This is a genomic window from Phreatobacter sp. (genome assembly GCF_027532945.1).
Lineage (GTDB): Bacteria > Pseudomonadota > Alphaproteobacteria > Rhizobiales > Phreatobacteraceae > Phreatobacter.
In genome coordinates this window covers 1-18,058 of record NZ_JAPZTZ010000026.1, presented here as the reverse complement: position 1 = coordinate 18,058, position 18,058 = coordinate 1, and the positions used below count along the sequence as shown (strand labels likewise).

19 protein-coding genes are annotated in these 18,058 nt (G+C 69.6%); 12 read left to right on the top strand and 7 right to left on the bottom strand.

The window, feature by feature from the left end:
• Positions 1-45 precede the first annotated feature (45 nt).
• Positions 46-492 carry a VOC family protein gene (locus O9344_RS17405; RefSeq protein WP_298480306.1) on the top strand — a complete coding sequence of 149 codons (447 nt, stop codon included), beginning with the start codon at positions 46-48 and terminating at the stop codon, positions 490-492.
• Positions 493-651: 159 nt separating this feature from the next.
• Positions 652-1,278 carry a ribonuclease HII gene (locus O9344_RS17400; protein ID WP_298480303.1) on the top strand — a complete coding sequence of 209 codons (627 nt, stop codon included), beginning with the start codon at positions 652-654 and terminating at the stop codon, positions 1,276-1,278.
• A gap of 31 nt (positions 1,279-1,309) precedes the next feature.
• Here O9344_RS17400 and O9344_RS17395 read toward each other — a convergent pair whose 3' ends face one another.
• Positions 1,310-2,137: a uracil-DNA glycosylase gene (locus O9344_RS17395; protein WP_298480300.1), complete on the bottom strand. Its 828-nt coding sequence runs from the start codon at positions 2,135-2,137 to the stop codon at positions 1,310-1,312.
• A 100-nt stretch (positions 2,138-2,237) separates the two neighbouring features.
• On the bottom strand, positions 2,238-2,873 hold the full coding sequence (locus O9344_RS17390; protein ID WP_298480298.1) for a transglutaminase-like cysteine peptidase: 636 nt from the start codon (positions 2,871-2,873) through the stop codon (positions 2,238-2,240).
• Positions 2,874-3,150: 277 nt separating this feature from the next.
• On the opposite strand from O9344_RS17390, the gene O9344_RS17385 reads away from it, so the two are divergent.
• On the top strand, positions 3,151-4,827 hold the full coding sequence (locus O9344_RS17385; RefSeq protein ID WP_298480295.1) for an electron transfer flavoprotein-ubiquinone oxidoreductase: 1,677 nt from the start codon (positions 3,151-3,153) through the stop codon (positions 4,825-4,827).
• 135 nt (positions 4,828-4,962) lie between these two features.
• Here O9344_RS17385 and O9344_RS17380 read toward each other — a convergent pair whose 3' ends face one another.
• The gene (locus O9344_RS17380; protein WP_298480292.1) at positions 4,963-5,397 is read right to left on the bottom strand and encodes a hypothetical protein; all 435 of its coding nucleotides are present in this window, start codon (positions 5,395-5,397) and stop codon (positions 4,963-4,965) included.
• A gap of 122 nt (positions 5,398-5,519) precedes the next feature.
• On the opposite strand from O9344_RS17380, the gene O9344_RS17375 reads away from it, so the two are divergent.
• The 6 genes from O9344_RS17375 (at position 5,520) to glyS (ending at position 10,940) form a co-directional block, all read left to right on the top strand.
• Positions 5,520-6,233 (top strand): phenylalanine--tRNA ligase beta subunit-related protein, encoded by a 714-nt coding sequence (locus tag O9344_RS17375; RefSeq protein ID WP_298480289.1) that lies wholly within the window; start codon positions 5,520-5,522, stop codon positions 6,231-6,233.
• A 148-nt stretch (positions 6,234-6,381) separates the two neighbouring features.
• Positions 6,382-7,116: a hypothetical protein gene (locus O9344_RS17370; RefSeq protein ID WP_298480286.1), complete on the top strand. Its 735-nt coding sequence runs from the start codon at positions 6,382-6,384 to the stop codon at positions 7,114-7,116.
• Positions 7,117-7,197: 81 nt separating this feature from the next.
• Positions 7,198-7,359, top strand: a complete 162-nt coding sequence (locus tag O9344_RS17365) for a hypothetical protein (RefSeq protein ID WP_298480285.1) — start codon at positions 7,198-7,200, stop codon at positions 7,357-7,359.
• Positions 7,360-7,427: 68 nt separating this feature from the next.
• On the top strand, positions 7,428-8,360 hold the full coding sequence (locus tag O9344_RS17360; RefSeq protein WP_298480282.1) for a glycine--tRNA ligase subunit alpha: 933 nt from the start codon (positions 7,428-7,430) through the stop codon (positions 8,358-8,360).
• Positions 8,357-8,836, top strand: coding sequence for a DUF3828 domain-containing protein (locus O9344_RS17355; RefSeq protein ID WP_298480279.1), 480 nt, complete (start codon positions 8,357-8,359; stop codon positions 8,834-8,836). Before O9344_RS17360 ends, O9344_RS17355 begins: the two co-directional genes overlap by 4 nt.
• Before the next feature lies 1 nt (position 8,837).
• Positions 8,838-10,940, top strand: a complete 2,103-nt coding sequence (gene glyS / locus O9344_RS17350; RefSeq protein WP_298480276.1) for a glycine--tRNA ligase subunit beta — start codon at positions 8,838-8,840, stop codon at positions 10,938-10,940.
• A 9-nt stretch (positions 10,941-10,949) separates the two neighbouring features.
• Here the strand turns inward: glyS and O9344_RS17345 are convergent, their stop codons facing one another.
• Positions 10,950-11,717 carry a methyltransferase gene (locus O9344_RS17345; RefSeq protein WP_298480273.1) on the bottom strand — a complete coding sequence of 256 codons (768 nt, stop codon included), beginning with the start codon at positions 11,715-11,717 and terminating at the stop codon, positions 10,950-10,952.
• A 76-nt stretch (positions 11,718-11,793) separates the two neighbouring features.
• The gene (locus tag O9344_RS17340; protein ID WP_298480270.1) at positions 11,794-12,024 is read right to left on the bottom strand and encodes a DUF2007 domain-containing protein; all 231 of its coding nucleotides are present in this window, start codon (positions 12,022-12,024) and stop codon (positions 11,794-11,796) included.
• 195 nt (positions 12,025-12,219) lie between these two features.
• On the opposite strand from O9344_RS17340, the gene O9344_RS17335 reads away from it, so the two are divergent.
• Together O9344_RS17335 and queC are read left to right on the top strand one after the other, a co-directional pair.
• Positions 12,220-13,227, top strand: a complete 1,008-nt coding sequence (locus tag O9344_RS17335; RefSeq protein WP_298480267.1) for a polyprenyl synthetase family protein — start codon at positions 12,220-12,222, stop codon at positions 13,225-13,227.
• 13 nt (positions 13,228-13,240) lie between these two features.
• Positions 13,241-13,939 carry a 7-cyano-7-deazaguanine synthase QueC gene (queC, locus tag O9344_RS17330; protein ID WP_298480402.1) on the top strand — a complete coding sequence of 233 codons (699 nt, stop codon included), beginning with the start codon at positions 13,241-13,243 and terminating at the stop codon, positions 13,937-13,939.
• Between the two features lie 26 nt (positions 13,940-13,965).
• On the opposite strand, the gene O9344_RS17325 is transcribed toward queC, so the two are convergent.
• Together O9344_RS17325 and O9344_RS17320 are read right to left on the bottom strand one after the other, a co-directional pair.
• Positions 13,966-14,850 (bottom strand): 4-(cytidine 5'-diphospho)-2-C-methyl-D-erythritol kinase, encoded by an 885-nt coding sequence (locus tag O9344_RS17325; protein ID WP_298480264.1) that lies wholly within the window; start codon positions 14,848-14,850, stop codon positions 13,966-13,968.
• A gap of 17 nt (positions 14,851-14,867) precedes the next feature.
• Positions 14,868-16,658, bottom strand: a complete 1,791-nt coding sequence (locus O9344_RS17320; protein ID WP_298480262.1) for a tetratricopeptide repeat protein — start codon at positions 16,656-16,658, stop codon at positions 14,868-14,870.
• 281 nt (positions 16,659-16,939) lie between these two features.
• On the opposite strand from O9344_RS17320, the gene prmB reads away from it, so the two are divergent.
• Complete coding sequence (prmB, locus tag O9344_RS17315) at positions 16,940-17,875, top strand: 50S ribosomal protein L3 N(5)-glutamine methyltransferase (protein ID WP_298480259.1); 936 nt, start codon at positions 16,940-16,942, stop codon at positions 17,873-17,875.
• The last annotated feature ends 183 nt before the right edge of the window (positions 17,876-18,058 follow it).

Genomic DNA, 18,058 nt, shown 5'->3' with positions numbered 1-18,058 from the left:
CGTCACGGGCCGCGCGCGGCCGAACCCCACCCTGGAGCGACCCGCATGTCCGCCGCCATCGCCATCATCACCCTCGGGGTCGCGGACATCGCCCGCGCCACCGCCTTCTATGAAGCCATCGGCTTCCGCCGCTCGGCGGCGCTGAGCCGGCCGAGCATCAGCTTCTTCGCCGCCGGTGGCACGGTGCTCGCGCTCTATGGCCATGGCGCCCTCGCCGAGGATGCCGGGCTGCCGGCAGAGCCCCGCGCGCCCTTCGGCGGCATCACGCTCGCACGGACCCTGCCCTCGCGGGAGGCGGTGGATGCCGCCTTCGCCACCGCACTCGCCGCTGGCGCGACAGCCCTGAAGGACCCGCACGACGCCTTCTGGGGCGGCTATTCCAGCTATGTGGCTGACCCTGACGGCCACCCGATCGAGATCGCGTGGAACCCCTTCATCACGCTCAGGCCGGACGGCTCACTGGAACTGCCGCCAGACCCGCCGGCGGCCTGAATCGCCAGGTGAGGCGCTTGATTCACCGTCTCAACCGCCGGACTCTCGCTCTTCACGCCTGCGACCAACCCCTTGGGTGAACTAGCCTTTCACCCCGCAGGTTGAATCGGAACGACAAGCCCGTCTTGCCGCCCCGCGCCCCTTCGGCGAGACAGGGACATGGCCGTCCTGATTCCCACCTTCAGCCTCGAGGCCCGCGCTCTCGCCCAGGGCTTCGCGCCGGTGGCCGGCGTCGACGAGGCGGGGCGCGGCCCGCTCGCCGGCCCGGTCGTGGCGGCCGCGGTGATCCTGGACCCGCAGGCGATCCCCGAGGGGCTCGCCGATTCCAAGGTGCTCGACGAACCGGCCCGCGAGGCGCTCTACGAGGCGGTGACGCGCTCGGCGCTCGCCTGCGCCATCGCCTCCTCCGGCCCCGCGCGGATCGACGCGACCGACATCCGCAAGGCGACGCTCCACGCCATGAGCCGGGCGGTGACGGCCCTCGCCTTCCCCGCCCGCCACGTGCTGGTCGACGGCCGGGACGTGCCGCCCCTGCCTCTCGGTGTCTCGGGCGAGGCCATCGTCGACGGCGACGCGCTGGTTCTCTCCATTGCCGCGGCCTCGATCCTCGCCAAGGTCCATCGCGACCGGCTGATGCGGGAGGTCCATGGCGCCTTCCCGCACTGGCGTTTCGACCTGCACAAGGGCTACGGCACCAAGGTCCATCGCGATGCGCTGAAGGCCCACGGCCCCTCGCCGCACCACCGCATGACCTTCGGCTCGCTGAAAAAGATCAGGGAGGACTAGGGCCTGCATGATGCAAGGCGCCCCATCCCCCTCACATCCCCAGCGCCTTGCGGATGGTCAGCATGTCCCGCCAGGTCTGACGCTTGGCGATCGGGCTGCGCAGCAGATAGGCCGGATGGAGCGTGGCTATGGCCTGGATTTCCCGCCCATCCTCCAGCGTGAAGGGCATCAGCCGGCCGCGCGCCTTCATGATGCCCTTGAGGCCCAGCAGCGTCTCGGTCGACGGCGCCCCGACGCAGACCAAGAGCTCCGGCGCCTTCAGCGTGATCTGCCGGCGGATGAAGGGCTCGCAGATGGCGATCTCCTGCGGCGTCGGCGTGCGGTTGCCGGGCGGCCGCCAGGGGATGATGTTGGCGATATAGGCATTGGTCGCCCGGTCGAGGCCGACGGAGGCGAGCATCCGGTCGAGCAGCTGACCCGACCGCCCGACGAAGGGCTTGCCCTCCAGATCTTCCTCGCGGCCCGGCGCCTCGCCGACGAACATGATGCGGGCATCACGGGCGCCGTCCTCGAACACCGTTTTCGAGGCGGTGGTCTTCAAAGCGCAGCCGTCGAAGGTTTCGACGATGGCCTTCAGCGCGTCGAGGCTGGTGGCATTCCGCGCCGCGTCGCGCGCCGCGGCCACCGCCGAATCGGGCGAGGGCGGCGCGCCCTCGGCGCTCACCGGTCGGGGACGCGCGACAGCCGGCGCCGCCATCTCCGCGGCGCGGGCGGCGGCGGCCTCGCGGCGGCGGGCAAGCTCGGCATCCGCCTCGGCGAAACGGTCCACCGCCTCTTCCGAGAGCGCGACGTCGACGCCGGCGTCGCGGTAGAAGACGAGCAGCGCCTCGATCTCATCAGGGGTGAGCGACAGGGTCATGGGCCCATCATAGGCGAAAGGCCGGAGCGCTGCGACCCGCTCCGGCCTTGCCTCTCCACCCGCTGCGACCGCCGGGGAGATGACGCTGTGATGAGGAAACTCAGCGGCGCGGATTGGCGACCAGCTGCGGGCCGGCGGCGCCGCCGTTCAGCGAGACCCACTGGTTGGGATCGGTCTGCGACTGGCGCTTGATGAAGCGGTAGCCGGTCTCGTGCCAGAGCTTCACCTCGTTGGTGAAGTTGTCGAGCACATAGTCGCCGCGATCGGTGACGACGGTCAGGATGGCGTGGCCGTCGCCGTTGAGATCGCGCACTACGGTGATCAGCATGGCTTCGCGCGGCACGCCGAGGGCGATGAGGCGGCGCTTCTTCTCAAGCACCAGGTCCTCGCAGTCGCCCTTCCCGTCCACCGGATAGGTCCAGTACTCCTCGACGCCGAAGAGCTCGAGGTCGGTGACCTGCTGGATCTCGCGGTTCACCTGGACGTTGATCCGGGCGAGCTGGGCGAAGGCGGCCGAGGTGAGCGTCACGCTACGGGCAGCCGGCGAGCGCTGGGCGCAATCCACCGGGTTCTCGTTGCAGAACTGCACCCAGCCGATGGGCGCCGAGGTGGAGGCGCCGGCGGCCAGAGAGGCGACGCGGCGCTGCTGCTGTTGCGGCTGCTGCGCGGCGGCCTCGACGGCAATGCCGGCCATGCCAAAAGCAGCGATGAAAAACCAGGACGCAAAGCGAACCATGGGTGAAAACCCCTGAACCAACGATGACTGCCCTGCGACCCGGGGTCATTAATCTCCTGTTAATCTTTGCGGCACAAGAGGGGTTGTTAAGACATCGTTAACGGACCTTACCGAAGGGTTAACGCCGGCCGCGCGGTGCGACGGACGCTCCCGCCGCGGCATCGCGGACGGCCCCCCTCGGCCGCTCGACGCGTTGTCTTCGACGGGAAGCCGTGCTTTAGAAACCTGCAAAACACCGAGGAAAGCCCTGTGCTTTCCGCAGTCACGAGGATGTTCGATGGCCGAAGCGATGGACCTGCCCGAGCGCGAGGGCATGGACTATGACGTCGTGATCGTCGGTGCCGGCCCGGCCGGCCTCGCCGCTGCCATCCGCCTTAAACAAATCGACGAAAATCTGTCCGTCGTGGTTGTGGAAAAGGGCTCCGAGGTCGGCGCCCACATCCTCTCCGGCGCCGTCATCGACCCCTCGGGGCTCGATGCGCTGCTGCCCGACTGGCGCGAGGACCCGGACCGGCCGCTGAAGCAGGAGGTCACCGACGACCGCTTCTACTTCCTCGGTCCCGCCGGCGGCATGCGCCTGCCGAATTTCGGCATGCCGAAGCTGATGAACAACCACGGCAACTTCATCGGCTCGCTGGGCCATGTCGCCAAGTGGCTCGGCGCCCGCGCCGAAGCGCTTGGCGTCGAGATCTATCCGGGCTTTGCCGCCGCCGAGGTGCTCTTCGACGACAAGGGCGCCGTCACCGGTGTCGCCACCGGCGACATGGGCGTTGCCCGCGACGGCGAGATCACCGACCGCTTCACCCGCGGCATGGAACTGCGCGGCCGCTACACGCTCTTCGCCGAGGGCGCCCGCGGACACCTGTCCAAGCAGCTCATCAAGCGCTTCAAGCTCGACGAGGGCCGCGAGCCCGGCAAGTACGGCATCGGCCTCAAGGAAATCTGGCAGGTCAAGCCGGAGAACCACCAGCCCGGCCTCGTCCAGCATTCCTTCGGCTGGCCGCTCGACATGAAGACCGGCGGCGGCTCGTTCCTCTACCACGCGGAGGACAACCTCGTTTATGTCGGCTTCGTCGTCCACCTGAACTACGAGAACCCGACGCTCTCGCCCTTCGACGAGTTCCAGCGCTTCAAGCAGCACCCGATGGTCCGCCCGACGCTGGAGGGCGGCAAGCGCCTGTCCTACGGCGCCCGCGCCATCACCGAGGGCGGCTGGCAGTCCGTACCGAAGCTCGCCTTCCCCGGCGGCGCACTGCTCGGATGCGCGGCGGGCCTCGTCAACGTTCCCCGCATCAAGGGCTCACACAACGCCGTCCATTCCGGGATGCTGGCGGCCGAGCACCTGGCCAAGGCGCTCGCCGATGGCCGCTCCCACGACGAGCTTTCAGCCTATGAGGAGAGTTGGCGCTCCAGCGCCATCGGCAAGGACCTCTGGCCGGTGCGCAACGTCAAGCCGCTCTGGTCGAAGCTCGGCACGATCGGCGGCGTCATCCTCGGCGGCGTCGACATGTGGATCAATTCGATCTTTGGCGCCTCGCCCTTCGGCACGCTGAAGCACGGCAAGGCCGATTACGCGACCCTCAAGCCTCTCGCCGAGGTGAAGCCCATCGTCTATCCGCGCCCGGACGGGGTGATCTCCTTCGACAAGCTGTCGAGCGTGTTCCTGTCGAACACCAATCACGAGGAGGACCAGCCGGTCCATCTCACGCTGAAGGACCCGGCGGTGCCGATCCGCGACAACCTGCCGACCTACGGCGAGCCGGCGCGGCTCTACTGCCCGGCGGGCGTCTACGAGGTCGTCTATGCCGATGCCGAGGCCAAGACCGACCCGAAATTCGTGATCAACGCGCAGAATTGCGTCCACTGCAAAACCTGCGACATCAAGGATCCGGCCCAGAACATCAACTGGGTGACGCCCGAGGGCGGCGGCGGTCCGAACTATCCGGGGATGTGAGGCCAGCGTGCCATGCCGGGGCCTCGCCTGGGCATGGCCGCAAGGTTCAGGCGGCGTAGCCGATGACCGCTGGAGCCGGGAGTCCGGCAAGTGCAGGGCGCAGCCTGCACTCGGAACCGCAGCTGCCGCTATCCCTCAGCCCCTGACTCGGTGCAGCGTCATCGTGTGGCCGTTGCCGCAGCGCGACGAGATGCGATCGCGGCTCTGCAGGGTCACCGAGCACCAGGTCTCCGAGGTGCGGCTGCCGTCGGCGCAGCGGCCGCGGAAGTTGAGCCGCGAGGTGAAGCCGGTGAGGCGGCCGCGCCCCTCCGTGCCGCAGCGGCCGGCGGCCTGGGTCTGGAACAGCTCGCGCGCCACGATGGTCGCACCGGTGACGCGGATCTCGACGCCGGCGCGCCCGCCCGGCTGCGCCGCCCAGAACCCGGCGAAATCGGCGCCGCGCAGCCGCTGGCCCTGCTGGCCGCCCTGCTGGCCGCCCTGCTGGCTGCCCTGTCCTTGGGCCGAGGCCGGCAGGACGCCACCGACGAGAACCGCAAGGGCGAGAAGGGTGAGGGGCGCGCGCTGGGTCATGACCTATCCTGTAATCGCCGTTGCGGCGAATCCGTGACGGCAGCCTAGCGCGCCCGGCGCTCCGCCGCGACGTTCAGCGCCGCGACTTGCCCCGCCCCTCGCCTGCGGCTAGGCGATGATCCATGGCCGTCACGCTCACCATCGCAGACCTCACCGACAGGTTCCCCGACTTCCGCGTCGCCGTGCTTCTCTGCGAGGGGCTGGCGATCCCGGCAATACGCCCCCCGGCGCTCGACGCACTCATCGCCGAGCGCGAGGCCGCCGCCCGCGCGGCCTATGCCGGGACCGATCTGGCCGCCATTCCCGGCATCGCCGCATGGCGGGCCGCCTATAAGGGCTTCGGCATCAAGAAGACGAGCTACCGCTGCTCGGTCGAGCGCCTGATGAAGAACGCCCTCGCCGAGCGACCGCTGCCCGCCATCAACGCCTTCGTCGATGCCTACAACGCCGCCTCGCTCGCGGCCGTCGCCTGCGTCGGTGCCGACGATGGCGACAAGGCGCAAGGGCCCTTCGCCTTCCGCTTCGCGCGCGAGGGCGACACCTTCATCGACATGGCGGCGGAGGCCGGCGAGGACCCGAACGATCCGCCCAAGGACGGCGAGGTGGTCTATGCCGGCGCAGGCCATGTCCTCTGCCGTCGCTGGAACTGGCGGCAGGACGCCCGCACCATCATCACGCCAGCGACGCAGCGGGCGATCGTCACGGTCCAGACCAATGGCTGGGGCAACGTCGAGGCCGCGGCCGCCGATACCGCCGCCCTCATCACCCGCTTCTGCGGCGGCCGGGTCGCGACAGCCATCGCCGATCACGGACAGCCGACGGTCACGGTCGGCTAAGCGGCAGGCTCGTTGACCGCTCGTTACCCGTCACACCGGTTTTTGCTTCAAAGAAACCGCTGACGTTAAGTCACCTCTCACGGATGGTCAGGCATGATGGCCGCAGTTTCCGTTTCTGCGGCGAGTGACCATGCCTGACGACGTGGCCATGACATTCAGGAAGAACCGCGGCCGTCCTGCCGAAGAGGCGGCGGCCGCAAGCGGCCCGTCCCTTCTTCTGTTGGTGGGCGCGAGCCTCGCCATCGGCTTTGCGGGCTTCAGCGTGATCGGTGGCCCGGCCGCCCTTCCCGCCCTGCCGGCCATTGCAACGCCCTGGCGGAGTGCGCCGGCGCCCGTCGCCGCCGCTCCGGCAGAACCTGGCCCACGGATCATGTCCATGGTGCCCGGCGTCCGCGAGGTCTCGACCGCCGCGACCGGCATGGCCCTGGTCGGCCCCGCCGCCATGGCGCAAGTCTATGCGCCGGTCGGCCCGGTCGTGCTGCGCCGCCGCGAGGGCTATGTCGAGATCGACGGCCCCCGCCTCCTGCCCCCGCCCATCGGGCCACGCCGCGGCGGCAACGCGGTCTATGACCACGCCGCCATTGTCGCCAATGACCTGAGGGCGCTCGCCTACACGCCCTGCGACCGGCACCTGCGCCACCTCGCTGCCGCCAATATCAACCTCTTCGTCGGCGGCTTCATGGCGCCGCGCACCCCGATCGACACCACCGCCCCTGCCGATGCCGGCTTCTGGCGCCGCGCCGAGGCCAGCATCATCCGCCGCGCCGTGGTGCCGCTGGCCGAGAAGGGCGCCCTGTCGGCGGAGGATTTCGGCCTCGATGCCTCGCCGCAGGCCCGCGGTCTGTTCGAGGGCCTGCCGACCAAGGTGATCACCTGCCGGTGAGGGGGGACAAAGCGCCGCGTTTTCGCCCCAATGCAGGCGTGTCATCCTGCGACGCAGCATTGAGGGCGATCGGAGAGAATCATGGCTCCAGTTCTGATGGCGGCCGCGGTCGCAGGCATCGTGATCGCGACCTACGTGATGGTCCGCCGCTCCCTCCAGCTACAGCTGAAGCCTGTGCGGGTCGATAAACCCGTCCATCGCCTGCGGCGCGATCCCGTGACCGGCGAATATCGCCCGTTCTGACGGCGGTTGACCCCCTCGCACCCGGTCTTTAAGGGACGACGCTTACCGTCCCGACAGGCCGCATCGCGATGTCCCGACCCGACCTCCCGCCGCATATGCGGCCCGATCGTTCGTTCCAGGGCCTGATCCTGGCGCTCCAGACGTTCTGGGCGGACAAGGGCTGCGTCATCCTCCAGCCCTACGACATGGAGGTCGGCGCCGGCACGTCCCATCCCGGCACCATGCTGCGCTCGCTCGGGCCGAAGCCGTGGAATGCCGCCTATGTGCAGCCCTCGCGCCGGCCGAAGGACGGCCGCTACGGCGAGAACCCCAACCGGCTGCAGCACTACTACCAGTTTCAGGTCATCCTGAAGCCGAACCCGCCGAACCTCCAGGAGCTCTATCTCGGCTCGCTGGAAGCGATCGGCCTCGACCCGAAGCTGCACGACATCCGCTTCGTCGAGGACGACTGGGAGAACCCGACGCTCGGCGCCTGGGGTCTTGGTTGGGAGTGCTGGTGCGATGGCATGGAGGTCTCGCAGTTCACCTACTTCCAGCAGGTCGCCGGCATCGAATGCGCCCCGGTTTCCGGCGAGCTGACCTACGGCCTCGAGCGTCTCGCCTGCTACCTGCAGAACGTCGAGAGCATCATGGAGCTGAACTTCAACGGCCGCGACGGAGCCGAGAAGGTCACCTATCGCGAGGTCTTCCTGCAGGCCGAGCAGGAATATTCCCGCTACAATTTCGAACATGCCGACACGAGCGCCCTGTTCCGCCGCTTCGCCGAGGCCGAGGCCGAATGCCGCTCGCTGCTTGGTAAGGGCGAGAGCGGCGAGCGTCACCTGATGGTCCAGCCCGCCTATGACCAGTGCCTGAAGGCCGGCCACGCCTTCAACCTGCTGGACGCCCGCGGCGTCATCTCCGTCACCGAGCGTCAGAGCTACATCCTGCGCGTCCGCGAACTGGCCAAGGCCTGCGGCGCGGCCTGGTTGAAGACCGAAGCCGGTGGAGCGCAAGCATGACCCTCCTGACCCGCCGCACCCTCGTGGTCGCTGCGCTCGCCGCCGCGACTCCCGCCCTCGCCCAGCAGGCTGCCCCGCCGGCCGATCCGGTCGCCGCCCTGCGCGCGTTCTACGCCAAGCCCGGCCGGGCTTCGGTCAATCCCTTCCTGACCCCGCGGCTGCGCCGCCTCTACACCGAGCAGCAGGCCCGCTCCCGCCGCAGCGGCGACGTTATGCCGGGCCTCGACTTCGGCTTCGCCTGCGGCTGCCAGGACAGTGACGACAACTATCACACCCGCAACGTCTACCGGGTGGTGAGCCGCGACGAGCGGCGCGCCAAGGTCGCGGTGACGGTGAAGGTCTTCGCGACCGAGGCGGAGACCCGCACCATCACCTTCGACCTCGCCCTCGAGAACGGCCGCTGGCTGATCGACGACGTGGCCGGCTCCGATGAACCGGCCTGGGTCCTGTCGCAGCTCCTGCAGATGCGTGATTGACATGCCCGACCTTCTCCTCGAACTCCTCTCCGAAGAGATCCCGGCCCGCATGCAGGCGGACGCCGCCGCGCATCTGAAGAAGGCCGTCACCGACGCGCTGGTGGCGAAGGGCTGCCTCTACGAGGGCGCCCGCGTCGTCGTCACGCCGCGCCGCATCGCCCTCTCCGTCCATGGCCTTCCGCCCGCCTCGCCGGACGTGAAGGAAGAGCGCAAGGGCCCGCGCGTCGGCGCCCCCGAGGCCGCCATCCAGGGCTTCCTGAAGAGCGCCGGTCTCGCCTCCATCGACCAGGCCGTCATCCAGTCCGACCCGAAGAAGGGCGACAGCTACATCGCCATCATCGAGAAGCCCGGCCGGCCGACGCCCGACGTCATCGCCGAGATCGTGCCCGAGGTGATCCGGTCCTTCCCCTGGCCGAAATCGATGCGCTGGGGCGCCGCCTCCACCTCGACCTCGTCGCTGCGCTGGGTGCGCCCGCTCCAGTCGATCCTCTGCACCTTCGGTCCCGAAACCGAGGAGCCGGCGGTGGTGCCCTTCGCGGTTGACGGCATCGCCTCGGGCGACACGACCCGCGGCCACCGCTTCATGGCGCCCGCCACCATCCGCGCCCGTCGGATGGACGATTACCTGACGAGCCTCGACAAGGCCTTCGTCGTTGCCGACCCGGAGGAGCGCAAGCGCCGCATCCTCGCCGACGCGTGCAATCTCTGCTTCGCTCAAGGCTTCGAGCTGGTCGAGGACGAGGGGCTACTGAACGAGGTCGCCGGCCTCGTCGAATGGCCGGTCGTGCTCATGGGCGCCTTCGAGGAGAGCTACCTCGCCATTCCCGACGAGGTGATCCGCGCCACGATCCGCGCCAACCAGAAGTGCTTCGTGGTGCGTGACCCGAAGACGGGGCGCCTCGCCAACCGCTTCGTGCTCACCGCCAATATCGAGGCGAGCGATGGCGGCAAGGCCATCATCGCCGGCAACGAGCGCGTCATCCGCGCCCGCCTCTCCGACGCGCTCTATTTCTGGCAGACCGACCAGAAGGCCCTCCCCGACTTCGAGGACAAGGGCAAGCCGCTGGACCAGCGCATGGCGAAGCTGCGCGCGTTGAACGTCGTCTTCCACGAGAAGCTGGGCACGCAAGGCGAGCGCGTCGACCGCATCAAGGCGCTCGCCCGCCACATCGCGCCGCTGGTCGGCGCCGATCCCGACCTCGCCGAGCGCGCCGCGGAACTCGCCAAGGCCGATCTCATGACCGAGGTCGTCGGCGAATTCCCCGAGGTGCAGGGCCTGATGGGGCGGAAATACGCCCTCCTCCAGGGCGAGCACGACAGCGTCGCCGCCGCCATCGAGGACCATTACAAGCCGCAGGGGCCGAGCGACCGCGTGCCGACCGACAAGGTCGCCGTGGCCGTGGCGCTGGCGGACAAGCTGGATGTGCTCACCGGCTTCTGGCGCATCGACGAGAAGCCGACTGGCTCAAAAGATCCGTTCGCCCTCCGGCGCGCAGCCCTGGGTGTCATCCGCCTGCTGACGGACAACGGCCTGAAGTTCCCGCTCGGTCAGATCGACGGCTTCTCATCCGACCTCCTCTCCTTCTTCCATGACCGTCTAAAGGTCCTGCTGCGCGATCAGGGCCAGCGCCACGACCTCGTCGATGCCGTGCTGGCCTCCGGCGAGGGCAATGACGACCTGCTGCTGGTGGTCCGCCGCGTCGAGGCGCTTGCTGCCCTCCTCGGCACTGAGGACGGGAAGAACCTCCTCGCCGGCACCAAGCGCGCCATCAACATCCTGCGCATCGAGGAGAAGAAGGACGGCCGCGCCCATGACGGCGCGCCGGATGCCGCCCTCGTCGAAACACAAGGCCTGCCCGAGGAGAAGGCGCTGTTTTCGCAGCTCCAGTTGGCCTCTGCCGAAGCCCGCGATCAGGTGGCGCGCGAGGACTATGCCGGGGCGATGAAGGCGCTCGCCGAGCTCCGCCCGGCGGTCGATGCCTTCTTCGACAAGGTGACGGTGAACGCTGACGACCCGGCGCTGCGCGAGAACCGCCTGCGCATTCTCGGCCAGCTCCGCGCCGCCACCGCGACGGTCGCCGATTTCTCGAAGATCGAGGGCTGAGGCAGGCGGCTAAAGCCCCCGCCCACCCCGCAGCACCGCCTCGGCCTCCGCCGTCGGCTTGCCGAGGCAGTCCTGCAGCACCAGCCCGGGAAGGATCGATACCGGCGCGCGCGAGCCCTTGGTGCCGGTGACGAGCAGCCGGATCGCCGGGGCCTCGGGCTTGGGATGGACCGGGCGGATGGTGATGCCGCCGAACCGGCCCTTCATCGCCGCCAGCAGTGCCTCCGGCCGGTCGGCGCGGTGGATCAGCGTCACCGTCCCGCCCGGCCGCAGCACCGCCACGGCGGTTCGCAGGAAGCCCGCCAGCACCTCGTCGCCGCCGGCATGGGCGAGGCGGCGGCGCGTGCCCGGTGAGACGCGGTGGCGCGGCGCATCGTGAAAGGGCGGATTGGTGATGACGCGGTCGATCTCGCCCACCAACAAACCTGCCTTCTCCCGCGAGGTGCCGCGGGACAGCGCATCCATCACCACGACGCGGCTGCGGTTGCCGAAGCCGTTGGCGCTGGCATTGCGCTCGGCGAGGGCGCCGAGTTCAGGGTCGATCTCGACCAGCGTCAGGAAGCACTGCGGCACCCGCGCCGCGAGGCAGAAGGCGGCGGTGCCGACGCCGGCGCCAAGATCGAGGATCCGGTCGCCCGGCACGGCGGGAACGGCAGCGGCGAGCAGCACGGCGTCGTGGCCGGCGCGATGACCGGCGCGCGGCTGGTGGATCTGGACGCGCCCGCCCAGCACCGTATCGGCCGTGATGTCCAGCAGCGGATCGCTGAGTGCGCTCATATGCATAGTGTTGCATACAATACAGCGGGGATGAACACGTGACGTGCACGTCAAGCCGAAGGAATGAGCCCCGGTGTCAGGGCGGGCCGACCCTCAGCGTGTCGCCCCAGCCGGCATCGACGATGGCGCGGCGGGCCCGTGGTGCGTCCTCGCCGGCGACGAGAATCCGCATGGGAAAGGCGGCAATCCGCGCCTCCAGCGCCGAAACATGCCGGTCGGCGACGAAATAACCGATCCCCTCGCCCGTCAGCAGCGCCTCCACGGCGCTGACGAGGACCGGATCGCCGGTGCGGATGATCTCCTCCAAGCCGTCCCTCCTCTGGCGCCGCCCGCCGCAGCCGATTGGCCGCCACCGCGACCTCTCGCCACCCCTGCGCGCCGTTTCGTGACCGGCCGCGGCTTGAGAAGACCACGCCACCGCCCTATTGTCCCGCCATCATTTCGCCCCTATCCCGGGGCGGCGACCCGCGCTCCCGCGCGGGCGGGTTTCGTGGAGCATGGCGTGGCAGTCGTCGTCCCCTTCGAGAAGGACAGGGCCTCGATCGAGGCATTGGTCGGGGCCACGAGGGCCGACATGGAACGGGTGAACGCGATGATCATTTCGCGCACCGGTTCCGAGGTCACCATGATCCCGGAGGTGGCGAACCACCTCATCTCCTCCGGCGGCAAGCGCCTGCGGCCGATGCTGACCCTCGCGACCGCCGCCCTCGCCGGCTACCAGGGCGAGGGCCATGTGAAGCTCGCCGCGGCGGTGGAGTTCATGCACACGGCGACGCTGCTCCATGACGACGTCGTCGACGAGAGCGACATGCGCCGCGGCAAGCCGGCGGCGCGCATGGTCTGGGGCAATGAGGCCTCGGTGCTGGTCGGCGACTTCCTGCTCGGCCAGGCCTTCAAGATGATGGTGGAGGTCGGCTCGCTCCGCGCCCTCGACATCCTGTCGACCGCCGCCGCCGTCATCGCCGAGGGCGAGGTGATGCAGCTCGCCGCCGCCAAGAACACCTCGACCACGGAAGACGAATATCTCGCGGTGATCCGCGGCAAGACGGCCGAGCTCTTCGCCGCGGCCTGCGAGGTCGGCCCGGTCATCGCCGAGCGGCCCAAGGCCGAGCAGGCCGCCGCCCGCGCCTATGGCATGAATCTCGGCATCGCCTTCCAGCTCGTCGACGACGCGCTCGACTATGGCGGCAAGTCGCAGAAGCTCGGCAAGAACACCGGCGACGATTTCCGCGAGGGCAAGATCACCCTGCCCGTGGTGCTCGCCTTCCGCCGCGGCTCCGAGCAGGAGCGCGCCTTCTGGAAGAAGGTGCTGGTCGACGGCGCGATCTCGGATGGGGACCTGGAGACCGCCATCGGCTTCATGACCCGCCACGGCGCCCTCACCGACACGATCGAGCGGGCCCGTCACTACGGCGAGATGGCGAAGGACGCCCTCGCCCTCTTCCCCGACAGCGCCATGAAGGACGCCCTCGTCCAGGCCGTCGACTTCTGCATCGCCCGGGCCCACTGAGCCCGTGGCGACGATGGACGATAGCGGCGCCCTCGTCCTGTTCTCCGGCGGCCAGGATTCCGCCACCTGCCTCGCCTGGGCGCTGGACCGCTTCGGCCATGTCGAGACGCTCGGCTTCGACTATGGCCAGCGCCACGCCGTCGAGCTGGAATGCCGCGCCACCGTGCGGGACGGCCTCGGGCGGGTGAACGGCGACTGGGCCGCCCGCCTCGGACCCGACCACACGCTGGGCCTTGGCGCCCTTGGCGAGGTCTCCGATACGGCCCTGACCCGGTCGGTCGAGATCACCATGACCGACCAGGGCCTGCCCAACACCTTCGTGCCCGGCCGCAACCTCGTCTTCCTCACCTTCGCGGCGGCGCTCGCCTATCGCCGCGGCCTCAAGCACATCGTCGCCGGCATGTGCGAGACCGACTATTCCGGCTATCCGGACTGCCGCGACGACACGATCAAGGCGCTGCAGGTGGCCCTCAACCTCGGCATGGAGAGCCGCTTCGTGCTCCACACGCCGCTGATGTTCATCGACAAGGCGGAGACCTGGCGGCTGGCCGAGCGGCTCGGCGGCGAGGGGCTGGTCGAGCTCATCCGCGAGGAGAGCCATTCCTGCTATCTCGGCGACCGCGAGCATGTGCACGACTGGGGCCATGGCTGCGGAACTTGCCCGGCCTGCGATCTGCGGGCCGCAGGATGGCGGCGGTATCGCGGCGGCTGAGGCTGCATCAAGCCGCCCGTTCCGCGTCACCCCAGCATGGTCGGCTTCACCCACCAGCCCGGATGAGCCGCGGCGATCACCTTCCCCGCGCGCGCCGCTGCACGACAGGTGTCGAACAGCCCGAACACCGTCGCTCCAGACCCGGACATTCGGGCAAAAAGGCAGCCGGGATCGGCCCGGAGCGCCGCGAGCGCGGTGGCGACCTCCGGTGCCAGCGCCACAGCGGGGGCTTCAAGCTCGTTGCGTGAGGCTGCGATGAGCGACAGGAGGCCGGCGCGCGGCGCGGCGGGCCCGGCTTCAAGAACCGTCGCCGGGTCTCCCTCGCGTTCGGTCCCGGCGGCAAGGCCGAGCGCGCGGAACACCGCCGGCGTCGAGACTGCCACGCCCGGATTGACCAGAAGCGCCGGCAGCCGCGGCAGCGACAGGGGTGGCCCCAGGTCATGGCCGGTGCCGCGCATGAATCGCGGCCGGGGATCGAGACAGACCGGGACATCGGAGCCGGTCGCGCGCGCCGCAGCGAGGACCCTGTCGTCATCAGGGGCAAGACCGCCCACACGCGCCAGCAGCCTGAGCGCGGCCGCCGCATCCGACGAGCCGCCGCCAAGGCCGGCTGCCACAGGCAGCCGCTTCACGAGAGTGAAAGTGCCTCCGGGCACGGGTGCCGTGGCGGCGAGAGCCCGGGCGGCGCGCAGCACAAGATTGTCGCTGTCGGGGCCAGCTGCTGCGGCGGTCCGCCCGCGCATGGCGAGGCGAAACCCTTCGCCGCCCGGCGCAAAGCGCAATTCGTCACCGCAGCGCGCGAAGACGACGAGACTTTCGAGGTCGTGATAGCCATCCTCGCGGCGCCGCCGGACGACGAGGGTGAGGTTCACCTTCGCCGGCGCGCGCGCAACGCTCGCGGCCTCAGCCATGGCGGCGACCGCAACCGTCAGTTCGGCTTGGGCGCAGGGGCGGCATCGCCGGAGGCGCGGCTCGTTTCCTGCGGGATCTCGCGCAGGCCGTTGGCGATCTTGTCCAGGATGCGCACGAGATCGTCGGGCTCCGGCTTGAGGTCGCGGGCATGGTTCCACTGGAACCGCGCCTCGAGCTGCCGGCCGACCTTCCAGTAGGCATCGCCCAGATGGTCGTTGATGACGGGATCCTCGGGCTTCAGCTCGATGGCGCGCTCAAGCTCCACCACCGCCTCCTCGTAGCGGCCCATGCGGTAATAGGCCCAGCCGAGGCTGTCGACGATGTAGCCGTCCTCCGGCGTGAGCTCGACCGCCTTCTTCACGAGGTCGAGGCCCTGTTCGAGGTTCACGCCCTGGTCGACCCACGAATAGCCGAGATAGTTCAGCACCTGGGCGCGGCCGCGGACATTGTTCTCGGGGATCAGCTCCAGCGCCTTCTTCAGGTCCGCTTCGGCCTTGTCCCAGTTCTTGGTGCGCTCATAGGCGATGCCGCGGAAGTAGAAATAGATCCAGTGCTGCGACGTCGGCGTCGGGATCAGCGCCAGCGCCCTGGAATAGGTCGCCGCGGCTTCGGCGAAGAGCTTGCGGGCCCGCTGGATATTGCCGAGAGCCTGGATGGCCTCGAGGTCCTGCGGGTTGCGGGTGATCAGCTCGGACAGGGCCTGGCGGGCCTCGTCGGTGCGGTCGATCTGCTCGAGGTTCAGCGCCCGCTGGATCTGGGCATTGCGGTAGAGCGGCGAGCGCTCCGGCATGTCGTCGAAGGCGGTGATCGCCCGGCGCGGCAGCTTGAGGAACTCGTAGAGGTCGGCGAGCGACAGGATCGCCATCTCGTGCTGCGGTTCGAGATAGCGCGCGAGCTGGAGATAGATCAGCGCGAGATCCTCGCCGCCCTGGCGCGACAGGGCCGAGCCGAGCCCGTAGAGGACCTCCGCCGCACCCGCCTGGCTGTTGCGCACCAGCACCGGCAGGCCGCCGGGCTGGCCGAGCTTCTCCTGCAGGTCGGTGATGATCGGGTGGCTCGGGATAACCTTGTCATAGGCCGCAAAGATGCGGCGCGCCTCATCGGCATTGCGCGCGCGCGAGGCCCAGCGGCCATAGGCATCGACGATCCGCAGGATGGTCGGGTCGAGCTTGTAGGCCTCTTCCAGCCGCTGGCCGGCTTCCGTCCTGCGGCCGGCGGCGTCGAGGATGAGGCCGGCATGGAAGTTCTTGAACAGCGCATACCAGTCGGCACCGGTGAGGCGATCGAGGGCGGCAACGCCGGCCTGCGGCTCGCCCGAGCCGAGATGGGTCCAGGCGATGAGCAGCGCCGAGGTGAGGTCGGCATTGGCGCGCGGCGCGGCGGTCAGGTGCGTGCGCGCCGTCTGGAACTGCCGCGCCTTGATGGCGCGCATGGCGAGCGCGAGGCGGGCGAGGCGATGGGCGCGATCGACCTGGATCAGCCGCTCGGCGAGCGGCATGGCCTCGTCGGCATTGCCATCGGCCAGCGTCGTGATGAAGGCGCGCTCGAGGATCTCGTTGTTGCGCGGATCCTGGCGGAGCGCTGCGCGCCAGTAGACCGAGGCGGTCGCCGTATCGCGCACATTGGAGGCGAGGCGGGCGGCCAGCACATTGCCATAGACCGAGGCGCGCAGCGCGTCACGGAAGGTCGGCGTCGGTCCGAGCGGCTCGAACGTCTGGCTGCGGGACTGGGCGAAGGCCGACGACACCGCGGCGAGAGCAAGGCCGGCGGCGAGCGCCACGACGCGAATCGGGGTCAGAATATTCACTCGTCGCTCTCTCGTGTCCCGATGGGAAAGGGGGGCGCCGCATCGGATTGCGCGCCGGACGGGCCTGCGGACCGGGGTCAGAATGCCTCCGAAACCGGTGATCCGCAAGGCGACCATCGCCCCGGACTTGGGCGAGGCCGTGGCCGTCCTGCCCGTCCTTTGCGGCGGCGACGGGGCTGGTCTCGCGCTTGTGATCGGCCGGGCGCGATGCTTGAACCAGGGGCACGAAGCCGCTAGCACCCCCTCGCGAGGCCGCTGCCTCGGACCACAGACGGATCACCATGGCCCCGACGCCCGCCTCGCCCGCCGACGACCTCATCACCGTCCGCGACCTCCTGCGCTACGCCGTCTCGCGCTTCGGCGCGGCGAAGATCGCTTTTGGCCACGGCACGACGACGGCGCTCGACGAGGCTGCCTTCATCCTGCTCGAAGGTCTGTCACTGCCCATCGACGACCTCGCGCCCTGGCTGGAGGCGCGGCTGACGCGCCCCGAGCGCGAGAGGCTCCTCGGCCTCATCGAGGCGCGCGTCACCACCCGCAAGCCGGCGCCCTATCTGCTGGGACGCGCCTATATCCAGGGCGTGCCCTTCCGCGTCGACGAGCGGGTGATCATCCCGCGCTCCTATCTCGGCGAGATGATCATGACCGGCGCGCTGGCCGGCGACGGCGCGGGGCCCGTGCCGGATCCCTTCGCGGTGGAGCGCGTCCTCGACCTGTGCACCGGCTCGGGCTGTCTCGCCATCCTCGCCGCCATGGCCTTTCCCGAATCCGCGGTGGACGCGGTGGACCTCTCGGGCGATGCGCTGGAGGTGGCGAAGCTCAATGTCGCCGACCACGAGATGGGCGAGCGCGTCACCCTCTTCCAGGGCGACCTCTTCGCGCCGCTCAAGGGCCGACGCTACGACCTCATCATCACCAACCCGCCCTATGTGGCGCAGGGCGAGGTCGACGCCTTCCCGGCGGAGTTCAAGGCCGAGCCTGTCATGGCCCATCTCGGCGGCGCCGACGGGCTGGACATCGTCCGCCGCATCCTCCGCGAAGCGGGTAACCACCTCACGCCGGATGGCGGCCTGCTCTGCGAGATCGGCACGGGCCGCGACATCCTCGAGGAGGAGTTCGACCTGCCCTTCCTCTGGCTGGATTCGGAGGAGAGCGAGGGCGAGGTGTTCTGGCTGCCGGCGCAGGACCTGGCGGGGCTAAGGGCGACGTCACACTGACGACTCTACCGGCCGCAAGCGACCGGAACGCGCGGCTCCGCACTCCCCCCACCCCTGACCCCTCCCCGCCGCAAGCGGTGGGAGGGGAATGGCGTGACATCCGATCGCGATCCGGTGCGGTGAAGACGACAGCGTGGGTAGGTCCCCTCCCCCCGCTTGCGGCGGGGAGGGGTCAGGGGTGGG

Bases quoted from the DNA above. Each gene is read 5' to 3' on its own strand.
- prmB (WP_298480259.1), top strand. From the start codon at position 16,940: ATGGCCCCGACGCCCGCCTCGCCCGCCGACGACCTCATCACCGTCCGC.
- O9344_RS17325 (WP_298480264.1), bottom strand. From the start codon at position 14,850: ATGGCTGAGGCCGCGAGCGTTGCGCGCGCGCCGGCGAAGGTGAACCTC.
- O9344_RS17385 (WP_298480295.1), top strand. From the start codon at position 3,151: ATGGCCGAAGCGATGGACCTGCCCGAGCGCGAGGGCATGGACTATGAC.
- O9344_RS17365 (WP_298480285.1), top strand. From the start codon at position 7,198: ATGGCTCCAGTTCTGATGGCGGCCGCGGTCGCAGGCATCGTGATCGCG.
- O9344_RS17395 (WP_298480300.1), bottom strand. From the start codon at position 2,137: ATGACCCTGTCGCTCACCCCTGATGAGATCGAGGCGCTGCTCGTCTTC.
- O9344_RS17355 (WP_298480279.1), top strand. From the start codon at position 8,357: ATGACCCTCCTGACCCGCCGCACCCTCGTGGTCGCTGCGCTCGCCGCC.
- O9344_RS17370 (WP_298480286.1), top strand. From the start codon at position 6,382: ATGACATTCAGGAAGAACCGCGGCCGTCCTGCCGAAGAGGCGGCGGCC.
- O9344_RS17380 (WP_298480292.1), bottom strand. From the start codon at position 5,397: ATGACCCAGCGCGCGCCCCTCACCCTTCTCGCCCTTGCGGTTCTCGTC.
- O9344_RS17345 (WP_298480273.1), bottom strand. From the start codon at position 11,717: ATGAGCGCACTCAGCGATCCGCTGCTGGACATCACGGCCGATACGGTG.
- O9344_RS17375 (WP_298480289.1), top strand. From the start codon at position 5,520: ATGGCCGTCACGCTCACCATCGCAGACCTCACCGACAGGTTCCCCGAC.
- O9344_RS17405 (WP_298480306.1), top strand. From the start codon at position 46: ATGTCCGCCGCCATCGCCATCATCACCCTCGGGGTCGCGGACATCGCC.
- glyS (WP_298480276.1), top strand. From the start codon at position 8,838: ATGCCCGACCTTCTCCTCGAACTCCTCTCCGAAGAGATCCCGGCCCGC.
- O9344_RS17390 (WP_298480298.1), bottom strand. From the start codon at position 2,873: ATGGTTCGCTTTGCGTCCTGGTTTTTCATCGCTGCTTTTGGCATGGCC.
- O9344_RS17360 (WP_298480282.1), top strand. From the start codon at position 7,428: ATGTCCCGACCCGACCTCCCGCCGCATATGCGGCCCGATCGTTCGTTC.
- O9344_RS17400 (WP_298480303.1), top strand. From the start codon at position 652: ATGGCCGTCCTGATTCCCACCTTCAGCCTCGAGGCCCGCGCTCTCGCC.
- queC (WP_298480402.1), top strand. From the start codon at position 13,241: ATGGACGATAGCGGCGCCCTCGTCCTGTTCTCCGGCGGCCAGGATTCC.